Source organism: Verrucomicrobiota bacterium (genome assembly GCA_016200005.1).
Lineage (GTDB): Bacteria > Verrucomicrobiota > Verrucomicrobiia > Limisphaerales > PALSA-1396 > PALSA-1396.
Genome location: JACQFP010000009.1, coordinates 1 through 22,807 on the forward strand (window position 1 = coordinate 1; position 22,807 = coordinate 22,807).

A 22,807-nucleotide genomic window follows, 5' to 3' on the forward strand; every position below is an offset into this window, starting at 1 on the left:
GTGCGAGAGATTCCAAAACGCCTTGTAGTTTTCGGCCTTCTCGTCGTCGTAATCAAGCACCGCCCACGACAGGCCGATGATCGCATTTTCCTTGAGCTGGGACACGACCGCGCGCCCCGGGCCTTCGGCGGGCGCGTAATCGAAGGGCGTGATCCAGAATTCCAGCACCAGCTTGCCGCTCTGGCCGGGGCGGAAACTGTAGCGTTGCGCGGCGTTGGCGTAGGGCAACTCCTTGATCCACGGCTGGCAGCCCCAGACCATCGCCCAGTCCTTACCCTCGGCGGGCGTGAAGATGTGGTAGTTCTGCGCATGAACACCGTGAAAGCTGAAGTGGGCTTCCTCCGGCCGGTCCTTGAAATGCGGATGCATCTGTTTGATGAGCGGCCCGCCGGACAAGTCGCCGTCCACCACCACCTCGAAAATGTCGTTGTGCAAGTCCGTCCGGGCAAAGTCCCAGTAATCGTCGGACGCTTCGTAGAGAAAGTAGAGTTGGTTCAGGCCTTTGACCCAGCCCACGCGCACCTGAACGTCGAGGTCGGTGCGATTGTAGTTTGTCCCATGCCCGCGCACGGTGTCGGAGAGTTGATCCATGCCGATGATGTAATCCTTCGGCACCGTCGCCCAATCATCCGCGTTGCCGTCAATGCGCGGGATTTGATCGGGCGGGAACTGGAAGATCCTGAACTCAACGCCCGAGCGTTCGAGCGCTTGAGCGAGCGGCGCCGCCGCCAGCAGAAAGGCGACGATCTTGATGATCGGCGAAAGTGCGTTCATGGTTTCATTGACGTTCTCACACTTTGTTTCGGCTCCATTCTCCTCAGCATCTGGCTGAAACTATCGTGTTAACTGGATCAGGAAAAAGCTAGGCCCACGCTTCCTTCAAGAAGCGAATAAAATTTCCGTGCATGATCAGCTTCACATCTTCGCCGCTATAACCACGCGCTGAAAACATCGCTGGCAGGCGTGACAAGTCGGCGATTGTTTCCAAGTCGGCGGGTGTTTGTTCGCGACCAAACGCGCCGTCGAGATCGGAGCCGATGCCACAATGTCGCGCGCTTCCGGCCAGTTGGCAGATGTGGTCGATATGATCAAGCAACCGCTCCAGATTCAAGCCGGCGGCTGCCGGCGTGGTCTTGCCGCGCACCCAGGCGGGCACCATCATCCACGCGTCCAACACACCGCCGATGACGGCGCCGCGTTGGATGAGAGCTTTGATTTGTTCATCGGAGAATTGTCGGTTGTGCGGCACCAGCGAGCGACAGTTTGAATGGCTCGCCCAGAGGCGGCCTTGAAAGTGATCGAGCGCTTCCCAAAAACTCTCGTCGCAGAGATGGGTCACGTCAAGGATGATACCGAGCCGCTCCATTTCCCTGAGCAACTCGCGTCCGCGCTGCCCCAGACCGCCTGTAGCGTCCGTGCCCTGCGCATAAGTCCCCGGGCCATAATGGGCCGGTCCAAGCGCGCGGAGCCCTTGCGCGTAAGAACGTTCGAGGTGTTTGAATGTCACGATGGAGTCCGCGCCCTCCAAACTGAGAACGTATCCAATGGGCGCAGGTTGGAGTTCACGCTTTAGCGTGTCCGGACCGGCTGAAGCCTGAACTCCAAGCCCCCAAGCTTGCAAATGCTGCTCCAGTCCGGCGGCATCTTTGATCTGCACCATCTGCCCGGCCTCTTCCATTGCACGATACCAGGCGAGTTGCCCCTGCGTTTGCGCCCACGCCTGTTCCGGCGAATGCCAGCCGCGCAGCGGGTTGCCCGGTTTGACGTAACGGGCGATCTGTGTTGCCACGCACAATCCAATTCCACCGCGCCGCATTTCCGGAAGGGACACCGTTCCGTTTCCCCGATCCGGTTTATCGGTGAGTTCCTTTTCGCGTTGGCGAATCTCATCGATGGGCCGCGTCAAATCGCGATTCCACTCCAGAGCGTTCATCGCGAGGTCAAGGTGGGCGTCGAGGATGAACATGTTGCGGCGAGTTAACCAATCATCGCGTTCAACAACAAAGTAAAAACCAGCGCGACGATCGAAATAATTGTCTCCATCACCGTCCACGTCTTCAAGGTTTGCGTCACGGTCATGTTGAAATATTCCTTCACCAGCCAGAAACCGCCGTCGTTGACATGCGAAAGAATCAACGAACCGGCGCCCATCGCCACCACGACTAATTCCAGATTGACGCCCGGAACGCCGGCCACAACCGGGGCAACAATTCCCACCGCCGTGGTGATTGCCACCGTGGCCGAACCCGTGGCGATCCGGACCAGCGCGGCCACCAGCCACCCAAAGAACAACGGCGATAGGTGCCAGTGACTCGCCTGTTCAGCGATGGCTGCTCCAACGCCGCTGCCGACCAGAATGTCCTTGAAACCACCGCCGGCGCCGATGATCAGAATGACCCCGGCAATTGGCGCCAGACAATCGTTGGTGAAGCCCAGGATTTGTTGTCGTTTGAATCCGCACGCGTAACCCAGCGAGTAAAAGGAAAACAGCGCTGCGATCAGCAACGCGACAATCGGGTGGCCGATGAAGTCAATGACTTGGCGAAAACCGCTGCTCTTGGGAAAGGCGAGATCAACCACGGTGGCCAGCAACATCAACAACACCGGCAGTAAAATCGTGAAGACGGTGATGGCAAACCCCGGCAGGTTTTTCTCTTTCGCCTTTTGGGTGAATTGCGCCGCCAACTCGCCGGAAGCGTCGAGTGGAACGCGCCGCGCCAAAATTATTCCCAGCAGCGGCCCGGCCAGAATCGCCGTTGGAATGCCGACCAGCAGGGAATAAAGAATCGTCTTTCCAATATCAGCCTTGAGGACCTCGATGGCGACCATCGGGCCAGGATGCGGCGGTACCAACCCGTGCATCACGGAAAGTCCTGAGACCAACGGGATGCCGATTTGCAAAAATGGCATCCGGGTCTTTTGCGCCATGATGAACACCAACGGAATCAACAACACCAGCCCAACCTGAAAGAAGACAGGAATGCCGACGATGAACGCGATCACCACCATCGTCCAGTGCACGCGTGACTCACCGAACTGCCGGATCAACGTGACGGCGATGCGCTCCGCCCCGCCCGATTCCGCCATCATTTTCCCCAGCATGTTGCCCAGCCCCAGAATCATGGCGATGGACCCCATCACGCTGCCGACGCCTTCCTGAAACCGTTTCATGATTGCGGGCAACTCCATTCCGCTGGCCAGCCCGATGAACAACGCCGCCAGCACAATAGCGACAATCGAATTCATCTTGAACCGGGCGATGAGAACAATCAGTCCCACCACCGCAATCAGAGTGAACAGCAACAAACTCGTGTTGTGGTTCATGGTTTCACCAACAAATTATTTTTGCGGTCATGCCAGCGCGTGTGTTGTGCGGGCGATCAAATCGTTAGTTTCCGTTCCCGCGCCACGATTCTCCAACGTTGCGTTGCCCGTCCCTCTTCAACCACCACCGCCTCGGAATGCAACGCCACCGTGGGACAGATGTGCCAGGGAATGCCGAAAAGACAATCGCCGACTGCGAACCCATTCGCCTTTGTCGTTTCAACGACGAGATGTTCCTCGCTGTGAGTAATCGCTTTCGCATCCGGCAGATTCAGAAACTGGACGCGCGGATGCGGCATCTCTGCGGCAATCGCTTTATGACCGAGATCAAGGCAAAAGAGGTTGTCGCGCAGCTTGCTGATCACGCGGGTCAACACCAGTGCTGCGTGCAGAAAATCCAGATCGGGCAATTTCGTTGCGTAACCCGCGTCCCAGAAGACGCAAGTTCCAGGACTGCACTCGACATCGGGTCGCCGCGCGTGAATTGGAAAGGTCGGCGTGCCGCCAGCGACGATTCGAGGGACAGGCAGATTCTCCCGCTCCAGTTTGCGACGCAACAACTCGACGGGCGCGAACGCCGACTCGCACGCGGTCGTTCGGGCCGTCAAATCTGGATCGTTGATGTGACCGTCGTAAGCGTGGAAACCACCGGGCTTCAAGGCCGGCAACGAGGAAATGAGCCGGTAGAGGTCAAACGCCTGCTTGCCGTCGGCGACACCGGTCCGGTGCTGGCCGAGGTCGAGGTCAAGCAGCACTTCGAGCCTGGCCGAGGAGCGGGCGGCGGCATCGGAGAGAATCCCGATGGAGGCGGCGTTGTCCGCGAGACAACTGAACCGCACACTGGGAAACCGGGCAGCCAGTTCCAACAGCCGATCCACATTTGGGCCGACGGGTTGATAGGCCAGCATCACATCTGGCGCGCCGCAAATGGCGGCCATTTCGGCTTCAGCAATGGTGGCGCATTTGAACTTGGTAATTCCGAGGTTCATTTGCATCCGCACGACTTCGGCCAGCTTGTGCGTCTTGATGTGAGGTCGAAGCCGTTCAACGCCACCCGCGATGGCGATCATTCGGCGGATGTTTTCTTCAATCCGATCAGGATAGACGAGCAGAGCGGGCGAAGAAACGTCGTCAACGTTCTTGAATGGAAACCAGGTAGCGAGCATTTAATGAAGACTGAACATCTCGGTATACCTACCAAAAATCTGATCCCCATACCGTCGAGCGTACATTTCTGCAAACGATTCGCCGCGACTTGATTGGATTTTTGACTTCGTGGTCATTCGATCGTGGTGATGTCCCAACTCGTGAAGCAATATGTGAAGCAACTGAAAAGCTCTGGCAGACGCTTCGCTAAATTTGCACAGAAAAATGTTTCCTTTTTGCTCACTTGGAACACCGAGCCTGGTAATGATGTCTTCATGCTCTTTGAAAAAAGAGTCATTGCAATCAATCCATAAATCGCGTTCCCAAGCACAAATCCCCACAACGCCAGGTCTATGCCAGCCCATCAAATTGGATTCTCCAGGCGACAAGACAATCGCGTGAAGTCCCACGGAAAGCTCGTTCCAGTCAGGAAGTATCGAAATGAACGCTTCAACATCCCGCTTCATCAAAACGTGTCTGTAACCTTCGCCGGGCCTTTGACGATCGACAACAAATTCGGTAAGGTTTCCGAGGTAGTAATCGCCCGACAATTGAGTTCGGTTCTTTTTTTGAACCCTTCCGTCTCGAACTTTGGGGGTTGTTTTTCTTTGATGCATCGAAGTCCATTGCTCACTGTCCCAACAGCACTGTCTACGTTTCAACCTCAAATATCGCCTCGATTTCCACGGGGATGTTGCCCGGCAATGAACCTATGCCGACTGCGCTGCGCGTGCCCACACCATTCTCTTTGCCGAAGACTTCGGCCATCAACTCACTGAAGCCGTTAATCACTTGCGGGTGATCGCGGAAATCGAGGGTGGCGTTCACCATGCCCAGCGTCTTCACCAGCCTCTTCACGCGATTGAGGCTGCCGAGTTCGCTGCGCAACGTGGCGAGGATCGTGAGGCCGACTTGGCGGGCGGCGTGCTGGCCGCCAGCCAGATCGAGGTCCGCGCCCACGCAGCCGGTGATCATCGTTTTGTCCGACTTCAATGGGCCGTGGCCGGAGACATAAGCCAGATTGCCAACGATCAGCAAAGTTTTGTAAACCGCGACGGGCTTGGGTGCGGGCGGAAGTTCGAGTTTCAATTCGGCGAGACGGGATTCTGCGTTCATGCGGGAAGTTATACCCACAGACTGCGCCAGCGAGACAAGGAATAAAAATTGTGGGCCATGCACTTGATTTCCGCACATGCAAACGGGGCCAACCTAAAGGTTGAACTCCAACGAAACCGGTCACGCGCGGCGTTGGAGTTCACGCTTTAGCGTGTCCGAGGGGCCGAGGAGAATCGCCGGTGCATCGCCCATGAAATTCTTGTCGCGAGGATTAATCCACGAATGGAAACTTGTTCGACAGCAAGAAAACTTGCGCGCACTCCTCCCACGGTGTCTGCGATGCGGGAATGCAATCGTCAAACAAACTTGGTTTGTCCCGGCGTCGCCATTGGCGACACGGCCAGCGATCCGTTCCAATCCAGGTTCTCCGGCACCAGACGTTCCTGCGAATTGAGCGCCATCTCCCAAGTAATTTCCTGGCCGGTGTAGGCGGCCATGCGACCCATGATCGCCAGCAACGTGCTGTGCGCCAGACGAACGCCATCGTTGATGACATTGCCGGAGCGAATGGAAGCAAAGAGTTCGTCGTGCTCCACCTGATACATGTCCTTGGTCGGCCCTTCGTAAACCCAGGAGTTCTCGCCCGTAATTTCCACCGGCGCTCTGGGTCGCACACCAACCATGCCGTTGCCTTTGGTGCCCATGAGATAATCGGCGTTCTGGCTGTAGCAGCCGCTGATCTGGCGCTGCCCCATGAACGCGCGGACGCCGCCCGGATATTCGTAATTCACCTCCAAGTGGTCGTAGATGTTGCCTTCGTGATTGGGCGTCTGCCGACCGCCGACGGCCACGGCTTTGAGCGGCGGCTTGTCGTGCATGGCCCAGGCGATCTTATCCACGCTGTGGACGGCCTGCTCGACCAGCCCATCGCCGCCGAGCCAGACAAAGTTATACCAGTTGCGAATCTGCCACTCCACATCGCTCATGCCCGGTTTACGGGAACTGGCGGGCGGCATCGGTTTGACCGGGCCGGTGTAGTACGTGGCGTAAATCGCTTTGATGTCCCCGATCGCGCCGGCCAGCACGCGTTTGTAAAACTCGCGCCGCGGATAATCGTAGCGCCAGCAAAAGCCGGCCACGAGCGCGAGATTTTTCTTTTTCGCTTCCTCCACCGAGGCGAGCACGGAGCGCACGCCCGGCGCGTCGGTCGCCACCGGTTTCTCGGAGAAGATGTGTTTGCCCGCGTCCACCGCGGCCTTGAGATGTTGCGGACGAAAGCCCGGCGGCGTCGCGAGAATCACGACATCCACGCCGCTGTCGATCACCTTCTGAAACCCATCCAAGCCAACGAAGCAATGGTCGGGCGCGACCTGGACTTTGTCGCCGATTTCCTTTTTGAGCGTGGCCAGGCTGTTATTCAGTTGGTTTTCGAAAACGTCGGCCATCGCGGTGAGGACGACGTTCGAGTCTGCGTTCAAAGCCTGGTTGGCGGCGCCGGTGCCGCGCCCGCCGCAGCCAATCAATCCGACCTTCAACTTTTTGGTGTTGGGCGCGCCGGACGCGATGGATGGGAAGCCGAGGGGTGAAACCAAAGCGCCACCCAAAACGGCGACAGAAGAGGTCTTGAGAAAATCCCGGCGCGAAGTCTGTTTGTCTGAAATCTGGTTCATAATATTCTGCAGATAAATGTGTTCATAGCCTTAATCTGGAATCGCGATTCGTCAAGCCAAGAGGATGTGACAGCAACGCAGCTGGGCAGATCTCCGCAGATCTCCATTTACTTCTATCGGGACAGTAGCTTCTCGACAACAGCACTACTGGTTTTTCGACCATTTTCAGGCGGGCGTTTCTCGTCCAAGCAAACGACTGAATCCTTGCTAGGGACATACTTCGCGACCAATTGTCCAAAGGCTCGGATTTCGATTTCGCCTCCTGCCTTAGCGGGGCGCAGCGAGCATCCCCACCAAAATGAATCCTCATCGCCTAAGGTGAATTTGTAGCAATCCCCACTTGGCTCGACACGATAGAGAAAAACGTGATAAGCATCGATCACTTCCCCGGTACGGTGCGCGACAACACAAAACTTTTGGCCGTTTGTCAGAGTCAGTTTCGAACAGAGGACATCGTCGCCAGCTTTGACACCGATAGGTCCCCAATGTCCCAAACGCACCAAGCTAAGGATCAACAAAAGTGCAAGCACCCCGATTGTTCCTATTTTCATCCTTATGCTGCTCATAAAACCAACGCGAATTGATCGACCGATTTTGAAAGTGTTTCATTTCAGTGCCGCGATCAAATAAAAAATCCCCGCCACGGAGATGGCCGCTGAACCGTAGCGCAAGGCGCGCCCACCTTCGCGGGCACACACGCTTTCTCATGGTGTTTCGATTCTACAGCGCCAATCCCGTTGACTCACTGACCTGATTGAATCAATCGAACCACCGCGTCGCGAATGGTCGAAAATGTCGCCGATTTCAATGCGCCGATTTGGCCGGCCACCAAACTCGCGTGCGCCGTGAAGAGTTTGCCCGGTCTCGCAAAGCTGGTGACACGCAACGAACCGTGAGCGAAGTCGGCAGCGGCGACATGAATCGCGCGCGGGTCGCCGTAGGATTTGCTGGTGATCTGACATAGCAACCAATCGCCGCGACCGGCGTGCGCCAGCACCACAGCGGGTCGCAGTTTGGACTGGCTCAGGTCTGAAAAGGGGAACTGAACGATCACGACTTGCCCGGCTGCAAGTATGCCCATGCGGCGTCCTCCTCGGCACGATTCCAGTCCTCGGCCAACGCCGCCTCGCTCAGCAGCGCGGTTTCGTGAGCGTCCGGCGCTTCTTCGAGAATGGTGACCAGCGCGCGAGTTGGGAAGGCCACGTGCACCGGTTCAATCAACCTTACCTCACCCGTCGGTTCAATGATCGCCTCGACTGTTTTCATCTTGGTTCACACCATAGCCCGACCACGGGCATCCGCAAGTGGTAAACCTCGCATCCGGTGCACTCACACCGTAGCTGTTAAACGTTGTCCCCTCACCCTTCCCTCTCCCCCTCGGAGGGGGAGAGGGTGGCCGAAGGCCGGGTGAGGGGACAATCCAATCGACCGATAATTATCCACGGTTAGGATTACTCCGATCCGACGTGCTTGGCGACTGGTGGTTCTTTTTATCTTAACGCAGCGACCAAATAAAAAATCCCCGCCACGGAGATGGCCGCTGAACCGTAGCGCAACGCGCGCGCGGCGATTTGATTTCGTCCGGTTTCGTCCACTTGTGTCGCGCGCGCCAGTTTCAAGGCGCAGAAAACCGGCAGCACCACGATCTGGTGTCCCACCTCGACGCCCACGCTGAACGCGACGATGGCCAGTCCGACCGTCAGGCCCGCCATGCCTTCCATGGCGCTCAACAATCCGCCCGCAAAGCCGAGTCCATGAAACAGACCAAAGAAGAATGCGACGGCGAGCCGCGACCAACCGCGCGTGCGCTCCGGCCAAAAGACGTTTTGCAGGGCCACAAAGACGATGCTCGCGGCAATCATCGGTTCGACCACGCTCGACGGCAACCGGACGAGATCGAGCACGGCCAGCGTCAGGGTGATGGTGTGGGCCAGCGTGAACGCGGTGACGACTTTGACGAGATCCCAAAGTGTCACCGTCGCCAGCACCAGCGCGCCGATGAACAGCAGATGATCATAGCCGCTCAAGATATGCATGATCCCGTGGCGCAAATAGTCTTTAATCATGCGCCATTTCTCCAGCCGCGGCGCGCGCGATTGATGGCCGGCGGTGTCGGCCTTCCAGTCGCAGATGTAGTCGAGCGGCTCTTTGAAGGTGAGCAGCAGTCCTTCGGTGGATTGCCGTTCGTGTTGGCCGATGCGCACGACGTAAGTGGCTTCCCATGGATTGCCGGGCGCGTAATTAAATTCGCGGAGCACGTCTTGTTGGATGCGGACTTTTTGCGGCACCGCAGTCGTGGCGAATTCAAAATCATAAATCACGCGGTCGGTGGAAGTTTCACCCTCTCCGCTGCGTAGTGGAGGAGAGGGCCGGGGAGAGGAGACGTCATTTTCTGGCTGGCCCTTCTCGATGAACCTGCCACCGACCGGCCCACCCCTGACCCCTCCCAGGAGGGGATCAATCCCCGGTGCGGTGCTCCCCTCCTGGGAGGGGCGAGGGGTGGGTTCAGGGGTTCGATTCGCGTAATCTGTTTCTCGGAAGGTCGTGTCACCGAGTTTCCGCGCGCTGCTGCCCGGCTCGATGAGGTTTACGAGACGGCCGGAGAGAAGCTGACCGTCAGCCGAGACTTTGAAATGTTTGAGCAGATATTGGGCGTGCTTCTTCCACACGTCTGTGAAGGGAACGCCTTTGTCGTCGCCGGTGGCACCGAGCGCGCTGGAGACAAAAACCTCTTCGGTCGTCACGCGCATGTGGAAGGTGATTTTGTCGGGAAAGATTTCCACCACCAGAGAGTTTTGCGAAACGGGATGGGCGAAGGCCGAGTGTTCAGTCACGAGCCATGAAAGCAGGAGGAGAATGACGAATCTTGCAATGACCGATTGACGATGCCCCCTCACCATGCACCTGCTGCCAACCCACCCACCCCTTTCCCCATCCGAGGAGGAGAGGGTGAAACCGGCGTCCACGCAAAGTTGAAGGATTATCCGCTTCATCAATGAACGTGAAATCAAATTGCCCTTACAACTTTACCTCTTCAAGCAGCGACATCATTTCGTTTTCGCCAGCGGTTGAGTCGCCAGAAAAAGATGCCGAAAAAAATCGCGCCGCAACCATTGACGCCGACGGTGTAGCCGAGTTTGTAAGTAAGGCCGGTGTTGTCCTGCGCGTAAATCGGCACATCGACCCCGACGAGCAGATTGGGAAGGGCGAGGGGCATCATTGCCCCTTGAACGATCCCTTGAACCAAGCCGGCGGGGTGGGTGCTTTCGTTGATCGCCACCGAAACGCGTTTCAGTGTCCAGCCGATCGCTGCCGCCAGGAGCAAGGCCAGGATCAGCCGCGGCAGAAATCGCTTCCCCCAACGCGGCGCGGCGACTTTGGCTTGTGTGTCCGACATGGTTTCCGTAGAGCAAGAGCATGTTTTTGAGCCAGCGCGCCATGCAAGCAGAATATTCTGATGCCGCGGATCGTTCGGCTGCCGAAGTGGCGGATGGGTATCGCCAACTGGCGCGGGCGAACCGGGTTTTTCGTTTCGCACATCCATTCGAATATCTGCTGCCGCGATTGCTGGGCAAGGAACGTTGCCGGTCTCTCGCCTTGTTGGACCTGGGCGCGGGCGATGGTTCGATGGGAAATCAACTTGCGCGTTGGGCAGCACGACAGGGATGGGACTGGCGCTTCACCAACCTGGACACCAATGGCCACGCTCTGCGTCTGAATTCGCCGCGGCGCAATGTCGCTGGCTCGGTGCTGGCGCTGCCGTTTCGCGATGCGAGCTTCGACGTGGTGATGGCGTCGCAAATGACGCATCACTTGGCTGGCGAGGCAGAAGTCGTCACGCATTTTCGCGAAGCGTGGCGCGTGACGCGCACAGCGCTGGTCTTGAGCGATCTGCACCGCAATGCAGGTTTGTATGCGCTGGTCTGTTTCTGGGTTTTTGCGCTGGGCTTGTCGCCCCGGGTCCGCAGCGATGGGATGCTTTCCGTGCGCCGGGGATTTCGCGTTGCAGAATGGCGAAGTTTCGCGCAGCAAGCCGGGATTCCGCAGGCCAGCACGTGGCTCTATCTCGGCATGCGCATCATGCTGCACGCGCGGAAGGCGGCGTGATTTCAGTTCCCCGATTTCAATTCTGAAGCATTGCGACGCATCCGCCACCACCAGCGAAACCAGCGGCGGGTGTCCTGCAACGGACGGATTTTGCTCTTCTCATCCTGATAAATCACCTTGATGGGAATGAAATGAACGCGATGACCGGCGGCGGCGAAGGCGAGCAGAATCTCGGACTCGATTTCGAAATGAGTCGTGTCGAGCTGGAGCGTGGACCAGACATCGAGTCGCATCAGGCGGAAGCCGCATTGCGTGTCGGGCAAAGGTTGGCCCGCCATTCTTGAGAGACGCCGGCTCATCCAGCGATTGACCTGTCGGCGCAGCCACGGCATGTGCAGGGGATTGTTCATGCGATTGCCAACGACCAGCGCGGCGTTCTCTTTTTCCGCCAGTGCCAACATGCCCGGTATGTCGTCCGGCGAATGTTGACCATCGCCATCCATCGTCAACGCCCATTTAAATCCGCGCTCGAATGCGCGTCGCCAACCGGCGTTCAGGGCGGCGCCTTTGCCGGATGTTCCTGGCAGACGTATGACTTGCGCCCCCGCGCGTTCGGCCAAGTCCGCCGTCGGATCGCTTGATCCGTCATCGACAACGATCACGTTGGGAAGAGATCGGCGCACGGTGGCGACGAGCGATTCGATTGCCCCGGCCTCGTTCAAGCAGGGGATGACGACCACGCATTCAGCCGCCCAATTCATCCGCTAAAGCTAGGGAAGGAGAAGCGAGTGTCCAGCGATTTTCCGGGAGGAGCAGGCCGGGAAAGATCCGACCGAGCGCTGATTGGGATGCGACGTTGGGAATTGTCCTCGTCTCCATCCGCCAAACAAAGTTGTCGTGGTGCCGCAAGACCGGAATAATGACACCGACCGACAGGTAATTGTGCTGTTCCCTTCGATGTGGCACAGCGAATGACTTCGCTTCGGTGGAGGATAGTGCTCTGCGGGGACGCAACCTGAGCGCCGCCGGCAGCCTGGCATACGGCAGGTCGGGCCGCATCGGCGGCTCCGGCACGCCCCTGCCGGAGCCAGCGCAAAGCGAAAAAACCAATTCCGCACCAGCCTTGATTCCGAAAGTTTCCGCGACTCGCAGGAATTCCGGTTTTGAAAACTACACGACATCTGTCAAATGGTTTCCCGCGCAGTCCTCCAAAAACCAGAAAAAGCGTGAATAGAGAACCGTCATGACAAAAGGAGCAGAGAGATTTCGCTTCCAACAACCTGGTGGCATTGGGTCGATTGAAGCAGAACGCTGATAGCCTTAACAGGTTGTCGTGACAGCCGGTTTGGAAGGCAATCCCAATCAGCGCGATGGCATTTTGATTGGACCAGTTGATTTGAGCATTGCTCCGAAGCAACCGTGCCGTCAAATCAGGACGCTACCGTAAATTTCTAACCCGTGTGCGGCAGGACCAGGGTGCCGTCCGTCCCCGCGGTATCTTCTTCCGGAATCCGCATGGCGTAAAACGAGCGGTAGACAAAGATCAGCGCCACGAGGAAGAAGAACGCCCCGATGGCGTGCTTGATCGATTTCTGCGCTTCCGGTATGGTCACGGCAATTTCCACGGCCAGCAAACCGAAGAGCGTCGTGAATTTGATCACCGGGTTCATCGCCACGGATGAAGTGTCCTTGAAGGGATCGCCCACGGTGTCGCCGACAACGGTGGCGGCGTGCAACTCAGTGCCTTTCTGGCGGAGGTCCACTTCCACGATCTTCTTGGCGTTGTCCCACGCGCCGCCGGCATTGGCCATGAAAATGGCCTGGAACAATCCGAAGAACGCAATGCCGATCAGGTAGCCAATGAAGAAATAAGGGTTGAAGAACGGCAGCGCGAGCGCGAAGCAAAACACGACGATGAAAATATTCCACATGCCTTTCTGCGCATAGACGGTGCAGATGCGCACGACTTCCTTGCTGTCCTTTTCCGACGCGGTGCGGGCGGAAAGATTCATGTTCTCCTTGATGTAAACCACCGCGCGATACGCGCCGGTCACCACCGCCTGGGTGGAGGCGCCAGTGAACCAATAAATCACCGAGCCGCCCATGATGAGACCGAGAATAATCTCCGGCTGCACGATGCTCAGCTTGGCGATCACGCCGCCAAACATGTTTTCGAGCAGGATGATGATGCCGAACACCATCGTGGTCGCGCCCACGACCGCGGTGCCGATGAGCACCGGCTTGGCGGTCGCCTTGAACGTGTTGCCCGAGCCGTCGCCTTTCTCTAATTGATACTTGGCATTCTCAAAGTCCGCATCGAAACCAAAGTCCCGCTTGATTTCCTCCTTGATGCCTTTATGCGATTCAATCTGGCTCAATTCATAGACCGATTGCGCGTTGTCCGTGACCGGACCGTAGCTGTCCACGGCAATCGTCACCGGCCCCATGCCGAGGAAGCCGAACGCCACCAGACCAAACGCAAAAATCGGCGCGGCGAACAGAAACTTCGCCGGCATGAGCGCAAGCAGCGCGGGGTTCTGTGAAAAATAATACGACGTGGCCATGAGCACCATGATGCAAAGGCCCATCCAGAAGGCGGAAAAATTGCCCGCAACGAAGCCCGACAGGATGTTCAACGACGCGCCGCCGTGTTTGGAGCAGTTGGTCACCTCGCGGACGTGACGCGAAGTGGTGCTGACGAACACCTTCGTGAATTCCGGAATCAACGCGCCCGCCACCGTGCCGCAACTAATGATGATCGACAGCACCCACCAGAGATCGGGTTGCGCCAGGCCCGCGGTATCTTTGAAATCGCCCAGCAACAGCTTGCTCGCGATGAACGTGATGGCGATGGACACCGCCGAAGTGATCCAGACCAGGTGGGTCAATGGCGCTTCAAAATCAAAATCTTTTTTGCCGCCGAACATCGCCTTGCTTAATGCTTCGTTGGCGAAATAGGAAACCAGCGAAGTCACGATCATCAACGCGCGCATGACGAACAGCCAGATGATGAGCGTTGCGACGATGGCCGGGGTGGCCGCCAGCGCAAGCGCGAGGAACGCGATCAGCGCCACGCCGGTCACGCCATAAGTTTCAAAGCCATCCGCCGTCGGTCCGACCGAGTCGCCGGCGTTGTCCCCGGTGCAATCCGCGATGACACCGGGATTCTTTGGATCGTCTTCCGGCAGTTTAAAAACGATTTTCATCAAGTCGCTGCCGATGTCGGCAATCTTCGTGAAGATGCCGCCGCAGATGCGAAGCACCGACGCGCCGAGTGATTCGCCGATGGCAAACCCGATGAAGCACGGGCCGACCAGATCGCGGGGCAGGAAGACGAGAATGCAAATCATGAAGAACAGTTCCACCGCGACAAGCAACAAACCGACGCTCATGCCAGAGCGGAGCGGGATGCCGAGCGTGGCGAGCGGGTTGCCTTTGAGCGCGGAGAATGCGGTGCGGGAATTGGAGACGGTGTTGATGCGGATACCGAACCACGCGACGCCGTAAGAACCGAGGATGCCCAAAATGGAGGCGAGAAGAATGACCACCACGTGACCCATCGAATTTCCCTGGAGGACCTTGAAGTAGTAAATCATGCAGGCCGCGATCAACACCCAAAGGATGGCGAGGAATTTGCCCTGCGTGAACAGGTAGGTTTTGCACGTCTCCCAGATGGTGTGGGACACCTTGGACATGGACTCATGGACCGGCAGCGCCTTGGTCTGTTTGTATTGCACGAGACCAAAGATGGCCCCGACAAAACAGATGAGGATGCCCAGATACATCAGCGCCTCGCCGCTCACGCCGCCCAGTCCGTCGAATCTGACCTGTTTCAGGTCGGGAATATGAATGTCCGCTTCACCGGCAAAAGCGCCGGAGGCAACGCCTAGAAGAATAACAATGGGCATCAAAACGCCCCAAATTCTTGATTTGTTTTTAATCATAAATTTTAACAGGCGGGGACTATGGCAAAAGGCACTGGCCGAATGCCAACAAAATTTTCAGCTTTTCACGCCTTTGAGGCCGGGATTACTTCGTGATAAAAAGCCTCGATTTAGGGCACTCCCGGCAAGCTGATGCTGGTGGTGGGGATGGTAGTCCGCTCACGCAACCAGACCACATCGATGTTCTTGGGGGACGGATCGTTGTGAGCGTGGTAGTCGGGGGAGAAGGCCCTGACAGTGCGGGCGTCCCGCCATCGGTGCGCCTCGGCATGGCCATCTGAAAATGAAACCACTCCGCTTCGGTTGTGATGGCCGGCAGGGAAGTTGAAGAATCGATCCAAGCGCTCATCCATGTAGATTCCGAAATACGGCCAGCAAATGCTGTCAGGATGAACATCCTGAAACAGGAACACACCACCGGGCCTCGGCAGGACGACCTCGGAATTCTTTTTGAAGATCTTATAGGCGGTTGACATTCGCTCATCAAACGGGCCTTCCCAACCCACGTAGGCGTTCAACGAATAACTGCGGAGCTTCGGGTAATTGCGGCCGCCGACTTTGACCGTCGGGCGGTCGCCGGCGCAACGGTACACATTGACCGCTTTCAGGTAGGGGGCGAACAGCGCATAGCTGGGGCTTAACAGCAGATTGACGTTTGTGTTGTCCGGCGCGTAATAGAACGCTCCCTGCACCCAGGACTTAAATGCCGGACTGTTGCCATTGGGCGGCCGGCCATTCGCCACCACCCGATCGTTGTTGTCTCCGGCATAAATGATCCACGTCAACGCCAGTTGCCGCTGATTATTCATGCAGGGAATCCGCTTGGCTTGCACCTTGGCTTTCGCCAACGCGGGCAACAACAAGCCGGCAAGAATCGCAATGATGGAGATCACCACCAGCAGTTCAATCAACGTGAACGCCGCATGGCCTCCTTGTCGTTCCGGTCGCTCATCCCGGCTGCTCGCGGCGGGCGTTTGCATAATCAATTCATTCGCGGAGACTCTGGTGGATCGATAACGCATTAACTGCCGTACCGTTGAATGATTCAAGGAAAAATGCAAACGCTCTCACTGCTGCTCGTCTTCATTCGAACGCGATACGGCAGCCACGGGTCATTTTGTTTGGAGTTCCGCCTTCAGGCGGTCTGGTTGGGTGTTAAAACCCCGGAACCGCCTGAAGGCGGAACTCCAAACGGCGGCAGTGCCCGACCCGCGCCTTTGCAGCGTGGCTGCATTTTGCTTGTCGGAGCAATGGGGTCAAAACATGCTCTGCGCATGATCAAATACCTCGCCGCGCTTGGTTTGTTGCTTGCGGGAACTTCGGGAGTCACGGTGGCGGAAGTGTTGATCGTGGCAGACGAATTCCCGGCCATGGAACTGGTGGCGGCAAAATTGAAAAGCGAGGAACGCATCACCAGCAAAGTCATCTCGCAAACGGAGCTTCCCGCCAGCCTTGCGCCTTTCGATGCGGTGATCGTTTACATCCACAAGGAACTTTCGGCAAGTGCGGAAGCTGCCTTGATCGATTACACCAAGGCCGGTGGCAAGCTCGTGGTGCTCCATCATTCCATCAGTTCCGCCAAGCGGAAGAACCCGCACTGGTTTTCGTTTCTGGAGGTCGCGTTACCCGAAAGCGATGTCGCTGCGGGTGGCTACAAATGGATTCACCCGGTGACCTTGGATTTCGTGAATCTCGCGCCGCGCCATTACATTATGACGAACCGCGTGAATTACCCGGCCCAAATTTCTTATGCGACCACGAATGCGCCGGTTCGTAACGGCGGCCTGCCCGGATTCACGCTCGAAGAATCAGAAGTTTACCTGAATCATGCGCTCACCGGACCCCGCACGCTGCTCATGGGGTTTAAATACGTGGACGCCGGCACGAAGACGACTTACATGCAGGACACTGCTGGCTGGATAAAACCGACGGGCAAGGGTTGGATCATCTACCTCAGTCCCGGTCACAGCGTGAAGGATTTTGAAAATCCAACTTTTGCGCGGATTGTCCTCAACGCCGTGGTCTGGAAACCGTGATTCAACCGAACGCAGTCTGCGTCTGCCCGCAGGTCGCACTCACGACTCGCATCAAACTGGCCGCTCGCTTAAGGTTCGACCGTGAACTTTGTTGCCCTCCAATTCGACATCGCGTGGGAAAACAAATCCGCGAATTTTGAAAAAGTCCGCAGCTTGCTGACCGGGTCGCCCCCTGAAAAAAACTCGCTCGTTGCCCTGCCGGAAATGTTCGCCACCGGTTTCAGCATGAACGCGGACGCAATTGCGGAACCATATGGAGGCGAGACCGAACAGTTTCTCGCGAGCACGGCCAAGGAATTTGGCATTTACCTCGTTGCCGGCGCCGCCATGCGCGGTCGCAATGGTCAGGCGCGCAACAAAGCGCTCGTCTTTGCGCCTGCCGGAGAACTGATCGCTTTCTACGCCAAGATGCGGCCTTTCACGCCGGGCGGCGAGCCGCAGCATTATGTCGCCGGTGAAGCGCCGATTGCATTCCGCTGGAATGACTGCGCAGTTGCGCCGTTCATCTGCTACGACCTGCGATTTCCGGAAATTTTCCGCGAGGCCGTGGCCGCACATCAGCCGGAGCTTTTTGTCGTGATCGCGAACTGGCCGGAGAAGCGGATTCGTCACTGGGTCGCGCTGTTGCAGGCGCGCGCGATTGAGAACCAGGCTTATGTGGTCGGCGTGAACCGCATCGGGCGTGATCCGTATTACCGATACAGCGGACGCTCGCTCATCATCGATCCACATGGAGAGATTGTTGTGGACGCGGACGGGCGGGAGTGTTGTATAAGCGCGAAACTGGACTTGATTAACCTGCGGAAATATCGCGAAGGACTACCGTTCCTTGCTGACATGAAAAACGTTTCCTCGTCGTGACGCGTGACAAGCGATTCACCCCACCCCTGACCCCTCCCAGGAGGGGAACAATCCACCGCGCGCCGCTCCCCTCCTGGGGGTGGGTTCTGAGGTTTCCGTGCTTCTCGCGACTGGCCTTGAGATCGTGGCAGCGCTCGATGGCTCATCACTGCTTCATCAAAAGGATTGAAAACCACCAGCCGATTCAATAACTTGCGCCCATGAAATCACTTCTTCACCTGATCCTGTGCTCTGCCCTCTTCACATTGTCTGGCTGCGGAAAAAAGACGGACGAAAAATCCTACACCATCGCCGTCATTCCCAAGGGAACGACGCATGAATTCTGGAAATCGATTCACGCTGGCGCCGTGAAAGCGCAACGGGAATTGGACGCCAAAGGCGTGAAAGTGGAGATAATCTGGAAAGGGCCGCTGCGCGAAGATGATCGCGACCAGCAGATTCAAGTGGTGGAAAATTTCGCCAGCCGGCACGTCAGCGGCATCGTTGTCGCGCCGCTCGATTCGCAGGCGCTCGTCAATCCCGTGGCCAGCGCGGTGCAGGCCGGCATTCCCGTCCTCGTGATGGATTCCGGTTTGAAATCGGACAAGCAAATCAGCTTCGTCGCCACGGACAATTACAAGGGCGGCCTGTTGGCGGGCGAACATTTGGGCAAACTTCTCGGTGGCAAGGGCAACGTGATCCTGTTGCGCTACGCCGTCGGCTCGGCCAGCACGGAAGAACGTGAGAAGGGTTTTCTGGACGCCCTGAGCAAGTTTCCTGACCTCAAGATTCTTTCCTCCGATCAATACGCCGGCGCCACGCGCGAGACGGCCTATCAGGCTTCGCAGAATTTGTTGAACCGTTTCGGCAACGAAGTGAACGGCATCTTTTGCGCCAACGAACCCTCGACCATCGCGATGACCAAGGCGTTGCGGGACATTGGCAAGGCCGGCGGCAAGGTGAAGATGATCGGGTTCGACGCCGGTTCGCAGTCCGTGCTCGACATGAAGAACGGCGACGTTCAGGGGCTGGCCGTGCAAAACCCCGTGCTCATGGGCTACCTCTCCGTGGTGACGATGGTCAAACATTTGCAGGGCGAGAGCGTGGAAAAGCGGATCGACACCGGCGTGGTGCTCGTGACGCCGGAAAACATGGAGCAACCCGACATCAAGGACTTGCTCCACCCGCCGCTGGATAAATATTTGAAGTGAGGCGTGGGAAAAATCAGCTCCTTCAAACCAGAGTCTCAGTTCCACTGCCCTGTCAGCGTAAACGCCGCCCAGAAGTAAGGGTTGGAAAAATCTTTCGAGCGTAACAAGGACAACTGTGCTTCCCGCCAAGCCTTCGCGCGGGCTTCGCCCGCCCGCCAGCGCCGCATGAATTCCGTCATCAACTGGCTCGTGGCCTTATCATTGACTTTCCAATGACTCGCCAGCACGGTTTCCGCGCCGGCAATTCTGAACGCGCGGCGCAGCGACATCACGCCTTCGCCGATCTTCACTTCGCCTGAACCAGTTTGGCAGGCGCTGAGGATGACCAGTTCCGTTCCCTGCAAATTGAGCAACGAAGCCTCCAACCCGGTGAGCAAGCCGTCTTCAATTTCCGATTTCCGATTTCCGATTTCCGATTTTGAAAAGTGATTCGCTCCCGCCAATGCAATGCCGCAACGCACCATTGGATTCTCCCAATCTTGAAACCGCGAATCACGAGAACCACCCGAAAAGGAACCCGCCCCCGGCCCGCCTGTGGAAGAGCCGAAAGGCCTTTCGCGTATTCCGCGTATTTCGCGGTTAATGTCTTGGTCGGCAAGAAAAAATCCGTGAGTAGCCAGATGCAACACCCGCGGTGAAACCACGGCTTTCAACTCCGCCTCGCGCGCTTCTGCACCCAAACGCAACGAAGCGTCCTCGCCCAGCAGCTTCGCCACGTTTGTTGCCTCGATGCCTGAACCCGGCAACGGATTGAATTTTAATCCACGGTAAGAGCGGCTCAATGTTCTCGTAGCAGTCAACGTCAGTTGGCTCTGAACTCCGGGTTGAGAGTCGTTGGCCTGCTCGCGATTTATCGGAGTTGAGGGTTGAGAGCTTTTAGTCAGAGCCTCCTCATGTCGGCTGCTACGAAGATCGAAATCAAAATCCGGGTTGCCCATCACCAGCGATTTTGAATTTTTAATTTTTAATTTTGCATTGGCGATCCGCACCACTTCCCGCCCGCTGGTGACGTAGCTGATGGTTTTTTCTTCCACCAAAAACTTGTTGCCAACGGGTAACATTTCAAACGGCAGCCGGCTCAGTTGCCAGTCCGGGCAGATAATCAGGTGGGAAACATTCGTCAGATGCCGGGCGAGCGGCGCATAGACCAGGTCGCTCAAGCGTTGCAAGGCCGGGGACAAATCTTTGGCGGCAAACTGTCCGGCGGACATTCGCTTGCTGACCAACTCGACCGCTTCATTGATCGGCGCGGCTTCGCCCAAGTCCACGCGCTCGACGACGACGTTGGTGGAATCGCGCGCCAGCGGAAAGGTCAAGTAAGCGGCGTAGTGTTGTTCCTTCCAGTAGTTCGTCCTGGCGGTGAAATCGTAACGGCGATACTGAATGAAATCCACCAGCGCGGATTGCGGCGGAAGACTCCGGGCAATGTCGTTTAACGTCAGGTTTCGCTCACGAATCGTTTGCGCCACCAATCCGACACGCTCGGCCAACTTCTCCTCAAGCAGACTCAACTCGGTTTGCAATTCGCGCCGTCTGGCATCGTGCGTAGCGGGATCGAACTGAACTTCCGACAACCGTGTTAGTTCAGACATCACGATTTGATACTGTTCTTGCAAATCACTTGTTACGGTTCGCGGGTCAGCGTTCAAAGACGTTTGAGCAATTTGAATTTCTTCAAGCAAGGCTTTATTCAGTGCCAACTGTTCGGCGGCAAGCATGCCTGCAATTTCAAAATTATTGCCTGCGCCCTTCGCGCAGAGCGTGTGAAATAGCCGCGATAGCTCAGGTTGTCGTAGGGCGTGCCGTTGGCGGGCGTGCGGTAATACGGCGCGACGTAAGTGCCATTGCTGCGGAAATGGCCGCTCACGATTTCGGCTTTGGCGGCAAAGGTGGTGGTCAGGATTACGGCGGCGAGGGCGAGTTTGGTCAGAGTTTTCATATTTTTTGTTTGTTGTTTGTTATCGGCGGCGGTTCGTTTTGAACTGCCTTCACCCGCTACATCGCAAATGGGCTTTTCTTTCTTACAACTTTTTTAACCACGGATGACGCGGATGAACACGGATGGAATTGCCGCAACAAGGCGAAGCGACACCTCACCCCCAGCCCCTCTCCCATCGGATGGGAGAGGGTAGCGTCGGACTCTCCCCGACCGAGGCGGAGAGGGTGTCCGCCTGGACGGGTGCGGGTTGATTCGTGTCCATCGGTGTTCATCCGTGGTTAAAATTCTGTGTGTTCCGTGCGTTCTTTCGCGGCGAATGAGTGGCTTGCAATCGCATTGGGGCGAGCGCATAGTTGTCGCGTGGGCATGAAACCAAAAGCCAAGCGATCAACCGGGCGGGCGGAGTTGGGCGAATACATCGTCGCGGACCCCGACATCTGCCACGGCCAGCCGACTTTCAAAGGGACGCGGGTGCTGGTCTGGGTGGTTCTGGAGCAACTCGCGGACGGAATGAGTTGGGATGCCATCGTCAAGGAATGGCGTGGAAGGGTGCCCAAGGCGGCAATTGCCGAGGCGGCATCGCTGGCCAGCGAGTTGGTCAAGCAGCGGGGTTATCGCGGGCTAAATGATCATCATAGACGAAAACCTGCCCGAATTGGAGACCTCGCAACTGCGTGATTGGGGCATCCGCGTACGGGTGGTTGGGGTGGAGGTCGCCCGCCTGGGCATCAAGGACGACCAGATCATTCCTTTGCTGCATCGGCTGCGGGGCGCGACGTTCTTCACTCTCGACGAGGACTTTTTCGATCGGCGGCTTTGCCATGCCCGTTACTGTCTGGTCTGGCTGGACATGGCGGCCAAGTTATCCGCGCTCCAAATCCGCCGTTTCCTGAAGCATCCCTCCTTGGACACGGAAGCGAAACGGATTGGCAAAGTGGTGCGCGTGCGTCCGACCGGCATCGAGTTCTACGAGGTCGGTGCGCGCACTTCAGGTTCCGTGGCGTGGCAAGACGAATGAGCGTGCTCAAACTCAAGGCTCTCCAAACCGGCGATGCGGACGCCTGGAACGCAGCGTTTGACTGGTTGTGGCCGACGGTCTTTGCGGTGGCGCAATTGAAACTTCGACGCTATCTCCCAAACGAGGTTGAGGACGTGGCGATTGAAGCATTGGAGGAATTGGTGGAGAAGGTGCGCGTCGTCAAATCCTCGGAGGAATTGAAGCCGCTGGCGGCAAGCATCGCGCATCATCGGGCGGTGAGTTTGCTGCGGGAGCGGTTTGCCAAGAAGCGCGGCGAAGGAAAGACGGAGTCTTTGGACGCGCCGACGGATGATGACGGCCACCCTCACGACCCGCCATCAGGCGATTCGCCATTGGCGGATTTGGAGCAATGGGAACTGGCGCAACGGCTCAGCCAGTCGCTCGCGGAACTCAAACCGCCGCTGGGTGAAATCCTTTCAGATTTCTTTCTGCACGGTTTGCGTTACGAGGAAATTGCCAGGAAGCGCGGCGTGGCGGTCGGCTCGGTGGGCGTTTATTTGAAACGCGGACTGGAAGCGATGCGGCGCATTTGGGGACGTGAGGAAAATAGTTGAA

24 protein-coding genes are annotated in these 22,807 nt (G+C 57.3%); 7 read left to right on the forward strand and 17 right to left on the reverse strand.

The window, feature by feature from the left end; translation table 11 throughout:
• The 12 genes from HY298_03070 to HY298_03125 all read right to left on the reverse strand — a co-directional run.
• The coding region (locus HY298_03070; protein MBI3849262.1) for a PKD domain containing protein at window positions 1-774 on the reverse strand (774 nt) is incomplete at its 3' end.
• Between the two features lie 88 nt (window positions 775-862).
• Window positions 863-1,966, reverse strand: a complete 1,104-nt coding sequence (locus HY298_03075; GenBank protein ID MBI3849263.1) for a membrane dipeptidase — start codon at window positions 1,964-1,966, stop codon at window positions 863-865.
• A gap of 11 nt (window positions 1,967-1,977) precedes the next feature.
• On the reverse strand, window positions 1,978-3,324 hold the full coding sequence (locus HY298_03080) for a GntP family permease (GenBank protein MBI3849264.1): 1,347 nt from the start codon (window positions 3,322-3,324) through the stop codon (window positions 1,978-1,980).
• Between the two features lie 56 nt (window positions 3,325-3,380).
• Window positions 3,381-4,490, reverse strand: a complete 1,110-nt coding sequence (locus HY298_03085; protein ID MBI3849265.1) for a D-TA family PLP-dependent enzyme — start codon at window positions 4,488-4,490, stop codon at window positions 3,381-3,383.
• Window positions 4,491-5,087: a hypothetical protein gene (locus HY298_03090; GenBank protein ID MBI3849266.1), complete on the reverse strand. Its 597-nt coding sequence runs from the start codon at window positions 5,085-5,087 to the stop codon at window positions 4,491-4,493. It lies immediately after the preceding gene.
• 34 nt (window positions 5,088-5,121) lie between these two features.
• Window positions 5,122-5,586: a RidA family protein gene (locus tag HY298_03095; GenBank protein ID MBI3849267.1), complete on the reverse strand. Its 465-nt coding sequence runs from the start codon at window positions 5,584-5,586 to the stop codon at window positions 5,122-5,124.
• 296 nt (window positions 5,587-5,882) lie between these two features.
• On the reverse strand, window positions 5,883-7,196 hold the full coding sequence (locus HY298_03100; GenBank protein MBI3849268.1) for a Gfo/Idh/MocA family oxidoreductase: 1,314 nt from the start codon (window positions 7,194-7,196) through the stop codon (window positions 5,883-5,885).
• 113 nt (window positions 7,197-7,309) lie between these two features.
• Window positions 7,310-7,762, reverse strand: coding sequence for a hypothetical protein (locus HY298_03105; GenBank protein MBI3849269.1), 453 nt, complete (start codon window positions 7,760-7,762; stop codon window positions 7,310-7,312).
• A 176-nt stretch (window positions 7,763-7,938) separates the two neighbouring features.
• Window positions 7,939-8,277, reverse strand: coding sequence for a type II toxin-antitoxin system PemK/MazF family toxin (locus HY298_03110; GenBank protein MBI3849270.1), 339 nt, complete (start codon window positions 8,275-8,277; stop codon window positions 7,939-7,941).
• Window positions 8,247-8,462, reverse strand: a complete 216-nt coding sequence (locus HY298_03115) for a hypothetical protein (protein MBI3849271.1) — start codon at window positions 8,460-8,462, stop codon at window positions 8,247-8,249. Before HY298_03115 ends, HY298_03110 begins: the two co-directional genes overlap by 31 nt.
• A 224-nt stretch (window positions 8,463-8,686) precedes the next feature.
• On the reverse strand, window positions 8,687-10,189 hold the full coding sequence (locus HY298_03120) for a HupE/UreJ family protein (GenBank protein ID MBI3849272.1): 1,503 nt from the start codon (window positions 10,187-10,189) through the stop codon (window positions 8,687-8,689).
• 41 nt (window positions 10,190-10,230) lie between these two features.
• On the reverse strand, window positions 10,231-10,593 hold the full coding sequence (locus HY298_03125; GenBank protein ID MBI3849273.1) for a hypothetical protein: 363 nt from the start codon (window positions 10,591-10,593) through the stop codon (window positions 10,231-10,233).
• Between the two features lie 41 nt (window positions 10,594-10,634).
• Here HY298_03125 and HY298_03130 point away from each other — a divergent pair, with 41 nt between their 5' ends.
• Complete coding sequence (locus HY298_03130) at window positions 10,635-11,303, forward strand: methyltransferase domain-containing protein (protein ID MBI3849274.1); 669 nt, start codon at window positions 10,635-10,637, stop codon at window positions 11,301-11,303.
• 2 nt (window positions 11,304-11,305) lie between these two features.
• Here the strand turns inward: HY298_03130 and HY298_03135 are convergent, their stop codons facing one another.
• The 3 genes from HY298_03135 to HY298_03145 all read right to left on the reverse strand — a co-directional run bounded on the left by HY298_03135 (window position 11,306) and on the right by HY298_03145 (window position 16,209).
• Entirely contained in the window at window positions 11,306-12,004 is a 699-nt protein-coding gene (locus HY298_03135; GenBank protein MBI3849275.1) for a glycosyltransferase family 2 protein, read from the reverse strand.
• Between the two features lie 690 nt (window positions 12,005-12,694).
• On the reverse strand, window positions 12,695-15,187 hold the full coding sequence (locus tag HY298_03140; protein ID MBI3849276.1) for a sodium-translocating pyrophosphatase: 2,493 nt from the start codon (window positions 15,185-15,187) through the stop codon (window positions 12,695-12,697).
• A gap of 110 nt (window positions 15,188-15,297) precedes the next feature.
• Window positions 15,298-16,209 carry a prepilin-type N-terminal cleavage/methylation domain-containing protein gene (locus tag HY298_03145; protein MBI3849277.1) on the reverse strand — a complete coding sequence of 304 codons (912 nt, stop codon included), beginning with the start codon at window positions 16,207-16,209 and terminating at the stop codon, window positions 15,298-15,300.
• Between the two features lie 252 nt (window positions 16,210-16,461).
• On the opposite strand from HY298_03145, the gene HY298_03150 reads away from it, so the two are divergent.
• The 3 genes from HY298_03150 (at window position 16,462) to HY298_03160 (ending at window position 19,274) form a co-directional block, all read left to right on the forward strand.
• Window positions 16,462-17,223: a ThuA domain-containing protein gene (locus HY298_03150; GenBank protein MBI3849278.1), complete on the forward strand. Its 762-nt coding sequence runs from the start codon at window positions 16,462-16,464 to the stop codon at window positions 17,221-17,223.
• A gap of 81 nt (window positions 17,224-17,304) precedes the next feature.
• The gene (locus HY298_03155) at window positions 17,305-18,084 is read left to right on the forward strand and encodes a carbon-nitrogen family hydrolase (GenBank protein ID MBI3849279.1); all 780 of its coding nucleotides are present in this window, start codon (window positions 17,305-17,307) and stop codon (window positions 18,082-18,084) included.
• Between the two features lie 200 nt (window positions 18,085-18,284).
• Window positions 18,285-19,274, forward strand: coding sequence for a substrate-binding domain-containing protein (locus HY298_03160; GenBank protein MBI3849280.1), 990 nt, complete (start codon window positions 18,285-18,287; stop codon window positions 19,272-19,274).
• A gap of 35 nt (window positions 19,275-19,309) precedes the next feature.
• Here HY298_03160 and HY298_03165 read toward each other — a convergent pair whose 3' ends face one another.
• Both HY298_03165 and HY298_03170 read right to left on the reverse strand, forming a co-directional pair.
• Window positions 19,310-20,866, reverse strand: a complete 1,557-nt coding sequence (locus HY298_03165) for a CHAT domain-containing protein (protein ID MBI3849281.1) — start codon at window positions 20,864-20,866, stop codon at window positions 19,310-19,312.
• 98 nt (window positions 20,867-20,964) lie between these two features.
• Window positions 20,965-21,213: a hypothetical protein gene (locus tag HY298_03170; GenBank protein ID MBI3849282.1), complete on the reverse strand. Its 249-nt coding sequence runs from the start codon at window positions 21,211-21,213 to the stop codon at window positions 20,965-20,967.
• Window positions 21,214-21,579: 366 nt separating this feature from the next.
• Here HY298_03170 and HY298_03175 point away from each other — a divergent pair, with 366 nt between their 5' ends.
• The 3 genes from HY298_03175 to HY298_03185 are packed head-to-tail and all read left to right on the forward strand — an operon-like array spanning window position 21,580 to window position 22,806.
• Window positions 21,580-21,891, forward strand: coding sequence for a DUF433 domain-containing protein (locus tag HY298_03175; GenBank protein ID MBI3849283.1), 312 nt, complete (start codon window positions 21,580-21,582; stop codon window positions 21,889-21,891).
• Entirely contained in the window at window positions 21,839-22,231 is a 393-nt protein-coding gene (locus HY298_03180) for a hypothetical protein (protein ID MBI3849284.1), read from the forward strand. Before HY298_03175 ends, HY298_03180 begins: the two co-directional genes overlap by 53 nt.
• Window positions 22,228-22,806 (forward strand): sigma-70 family RNA polymerase sigma factor, encoded by a 579-nt coding sequence (locus HY298_03185; GenBank protein ID MBI3849285.1) that lies wholly within the window; start codon window positions 22,228-22,230, stop codon window positions 22,804-22,806. The genes HY298_03180 and HY298_03185 overlap by 4 nt, the downstream gene beginning before the upstream one ends.
• The last annotated feature ends 1 nt before the right edge of the window (window position 22,807 follow it).

What these genes read in the sequence shown, in the direction of transcription:
- HY298_03075 (MBI3849263.1), bottom strand. Translation starts at nt 1,966, where the DNA reads ATGTTCATCCTCGACGCCCACCTTGACCTCGCGATGAACGCTCTGGAG.
- HY298_03080 (MBI3849264.1), bottom strand. Translation starts at nt 3,324, where the DNA reads ATGAACCACAACACGAGTTTGTTGCTGTTCACTCTGATTGCGGTGGTG.
- HY298_03085 (MBI3849265.1), bottom strand. Translation starts at nt 4,490, where the DNA reads ATGCTCGCTACCTGGTTTCCATTCAAGAACGTTGACGACGTTTCTTCG.
- HY298_03090 (MBI3849266.1), bottom strand. Translation starts at nt 5,087, where the DNA reads ATGCATCAAAGAAAAACAACCCCCAAAGTTCGAGACGGAAGGGTTCAA.
- HY298_03095 (MBI3849267.1), bottom strand. Translation starts at nt 5,586, where the DNA reads ATGAACGCAGAATCCCGTCTCGCCGAATTGAAACTCGAACTTCCGCCC.
- HY298_03100 (MBI3849268.1), bottom strand. Translation starts at nt 7,196, where the DNA reads ATGAACCAGATTTCAGACAAACAGACTTCGCGCCGGGATTTTCTCAAG.
- HY298_03105 (MBI3849269.1), bottom strand. Translation starts at nt 7,762, where the DNA reads ATGAGCAGCATAAGGATGAAAATAGGAACAATCGGGGTGCTTGCACTT.
- HY298_03110 (MBI3849270.1), bottom strand. Translation starts at nt 8,277, where the DNA reads ATGGGCATACTTGCAGCCGGGCAAGTCGTGATCGTTCAGTTCCCCTTT.
- HY298_03115 (MBI3849271.1), bottom strand. Translation starts at nt 8,462, where the DNA reads ATGAAAACAGTCGAGGCGATCATTGAACCGACGGGTGAGGTAAGGTTG.
- HY298_03120 (MBI3849272.1), bottom strand. Translation starts at nt 10,189, where the DNA reads ATGAAGCGGATAATCCTTCAACTTTGCGTGGACGCCGGTTTCACCCTC.
- HY298_03125 (MBI3849273.1), bottom strand. Translation starts at nt 10,593, where the DNA reads ATGTCGGACACACAAGCCAAAGTCGCCGCGCCGCGTTGGGGGAAGCGA.
- HY298_03130 (MBI3849274.1), top strand. Translation starts at nt 10,635, where the DNA reads ATGCAAGCAGAATATTCTGATGCCGCGGATCGTTCGGCTGCCGAAGTG.
- HY298_03135 (MBI3849275.1), bottom strand. Translation starts at nt 12,004, where the DNA reads ATGAATTGGGCGGCTGAATGCGTGGTCGTCATCCCCTGCTTGAACGAG.
- HY298_03140 (MBI3849276.1), bottom strand. Translation starts at nt 15,187, where the DNA reads ATGATTAAAAACAAATCAAGAATTTGGGGCGTTTTGATGCCCATTGTT.
- HY298_03145 (MBI3849277.1), bottom strand. Translation starts at nt 16,209, where the DNA reads ATGCGTTATCGATCCACCAGAGTCTCCGCGAATGAATTGATTATGCAA.
- HY298_03150 (MBI3849278.1), top strand. Translation starts at nt 16,462, where the DNA reads ATGATCAAATACCTCGCCGCGCTTGGTTTGTTGCTTGCGGGAACTTCG.
- HY298_03160 (MBI3849280.1), top strand. Translation starts at nt 18,285, where the DNA reads ATGAAATCACTTCTTCACCTGATCCTGTGCTCTGCCCTCTTCACATTG.
- HY298_03165 (MBI3849281.1), bottom strand. Translation starts at nt 20,866, where the DNA reads ATGTCTGAACTAACACGGTTGTCGGAAGTTCAGTTCGATCCCGCTACG.
- HY298_03170 (MBI3849282.1), bottom strand. Translation starts at nt 21,213, where the DNA reads ATGAAAACTCTGACCAAACTCGCCCTCGCCGCCGTAATCCTGACCACC.
- HY298_03175 (MBI3849283.1), top strand. Translation starts at nt 21,580, where the DNA reads ATGAAACCAAAAGCCAAGCGATCAACCGGGCGGGCGGAGTTGGGCGAA.
- HY298_03180 (MBI3849284.1), top strand. Translation starts at nt 21,839, where the DNA reads ATGATCATCATAGACGAAAACCTGCCCGAATTGGAGACCTCGCAACTG.
- HY298_03185 (MBI3849285.1), top strand. Translation starts at nt 22,228, where the DNA reads ATGAGCGTGCTCAAACTCAAGGCTCTCCAAACCGGCGATGCGGACGCC.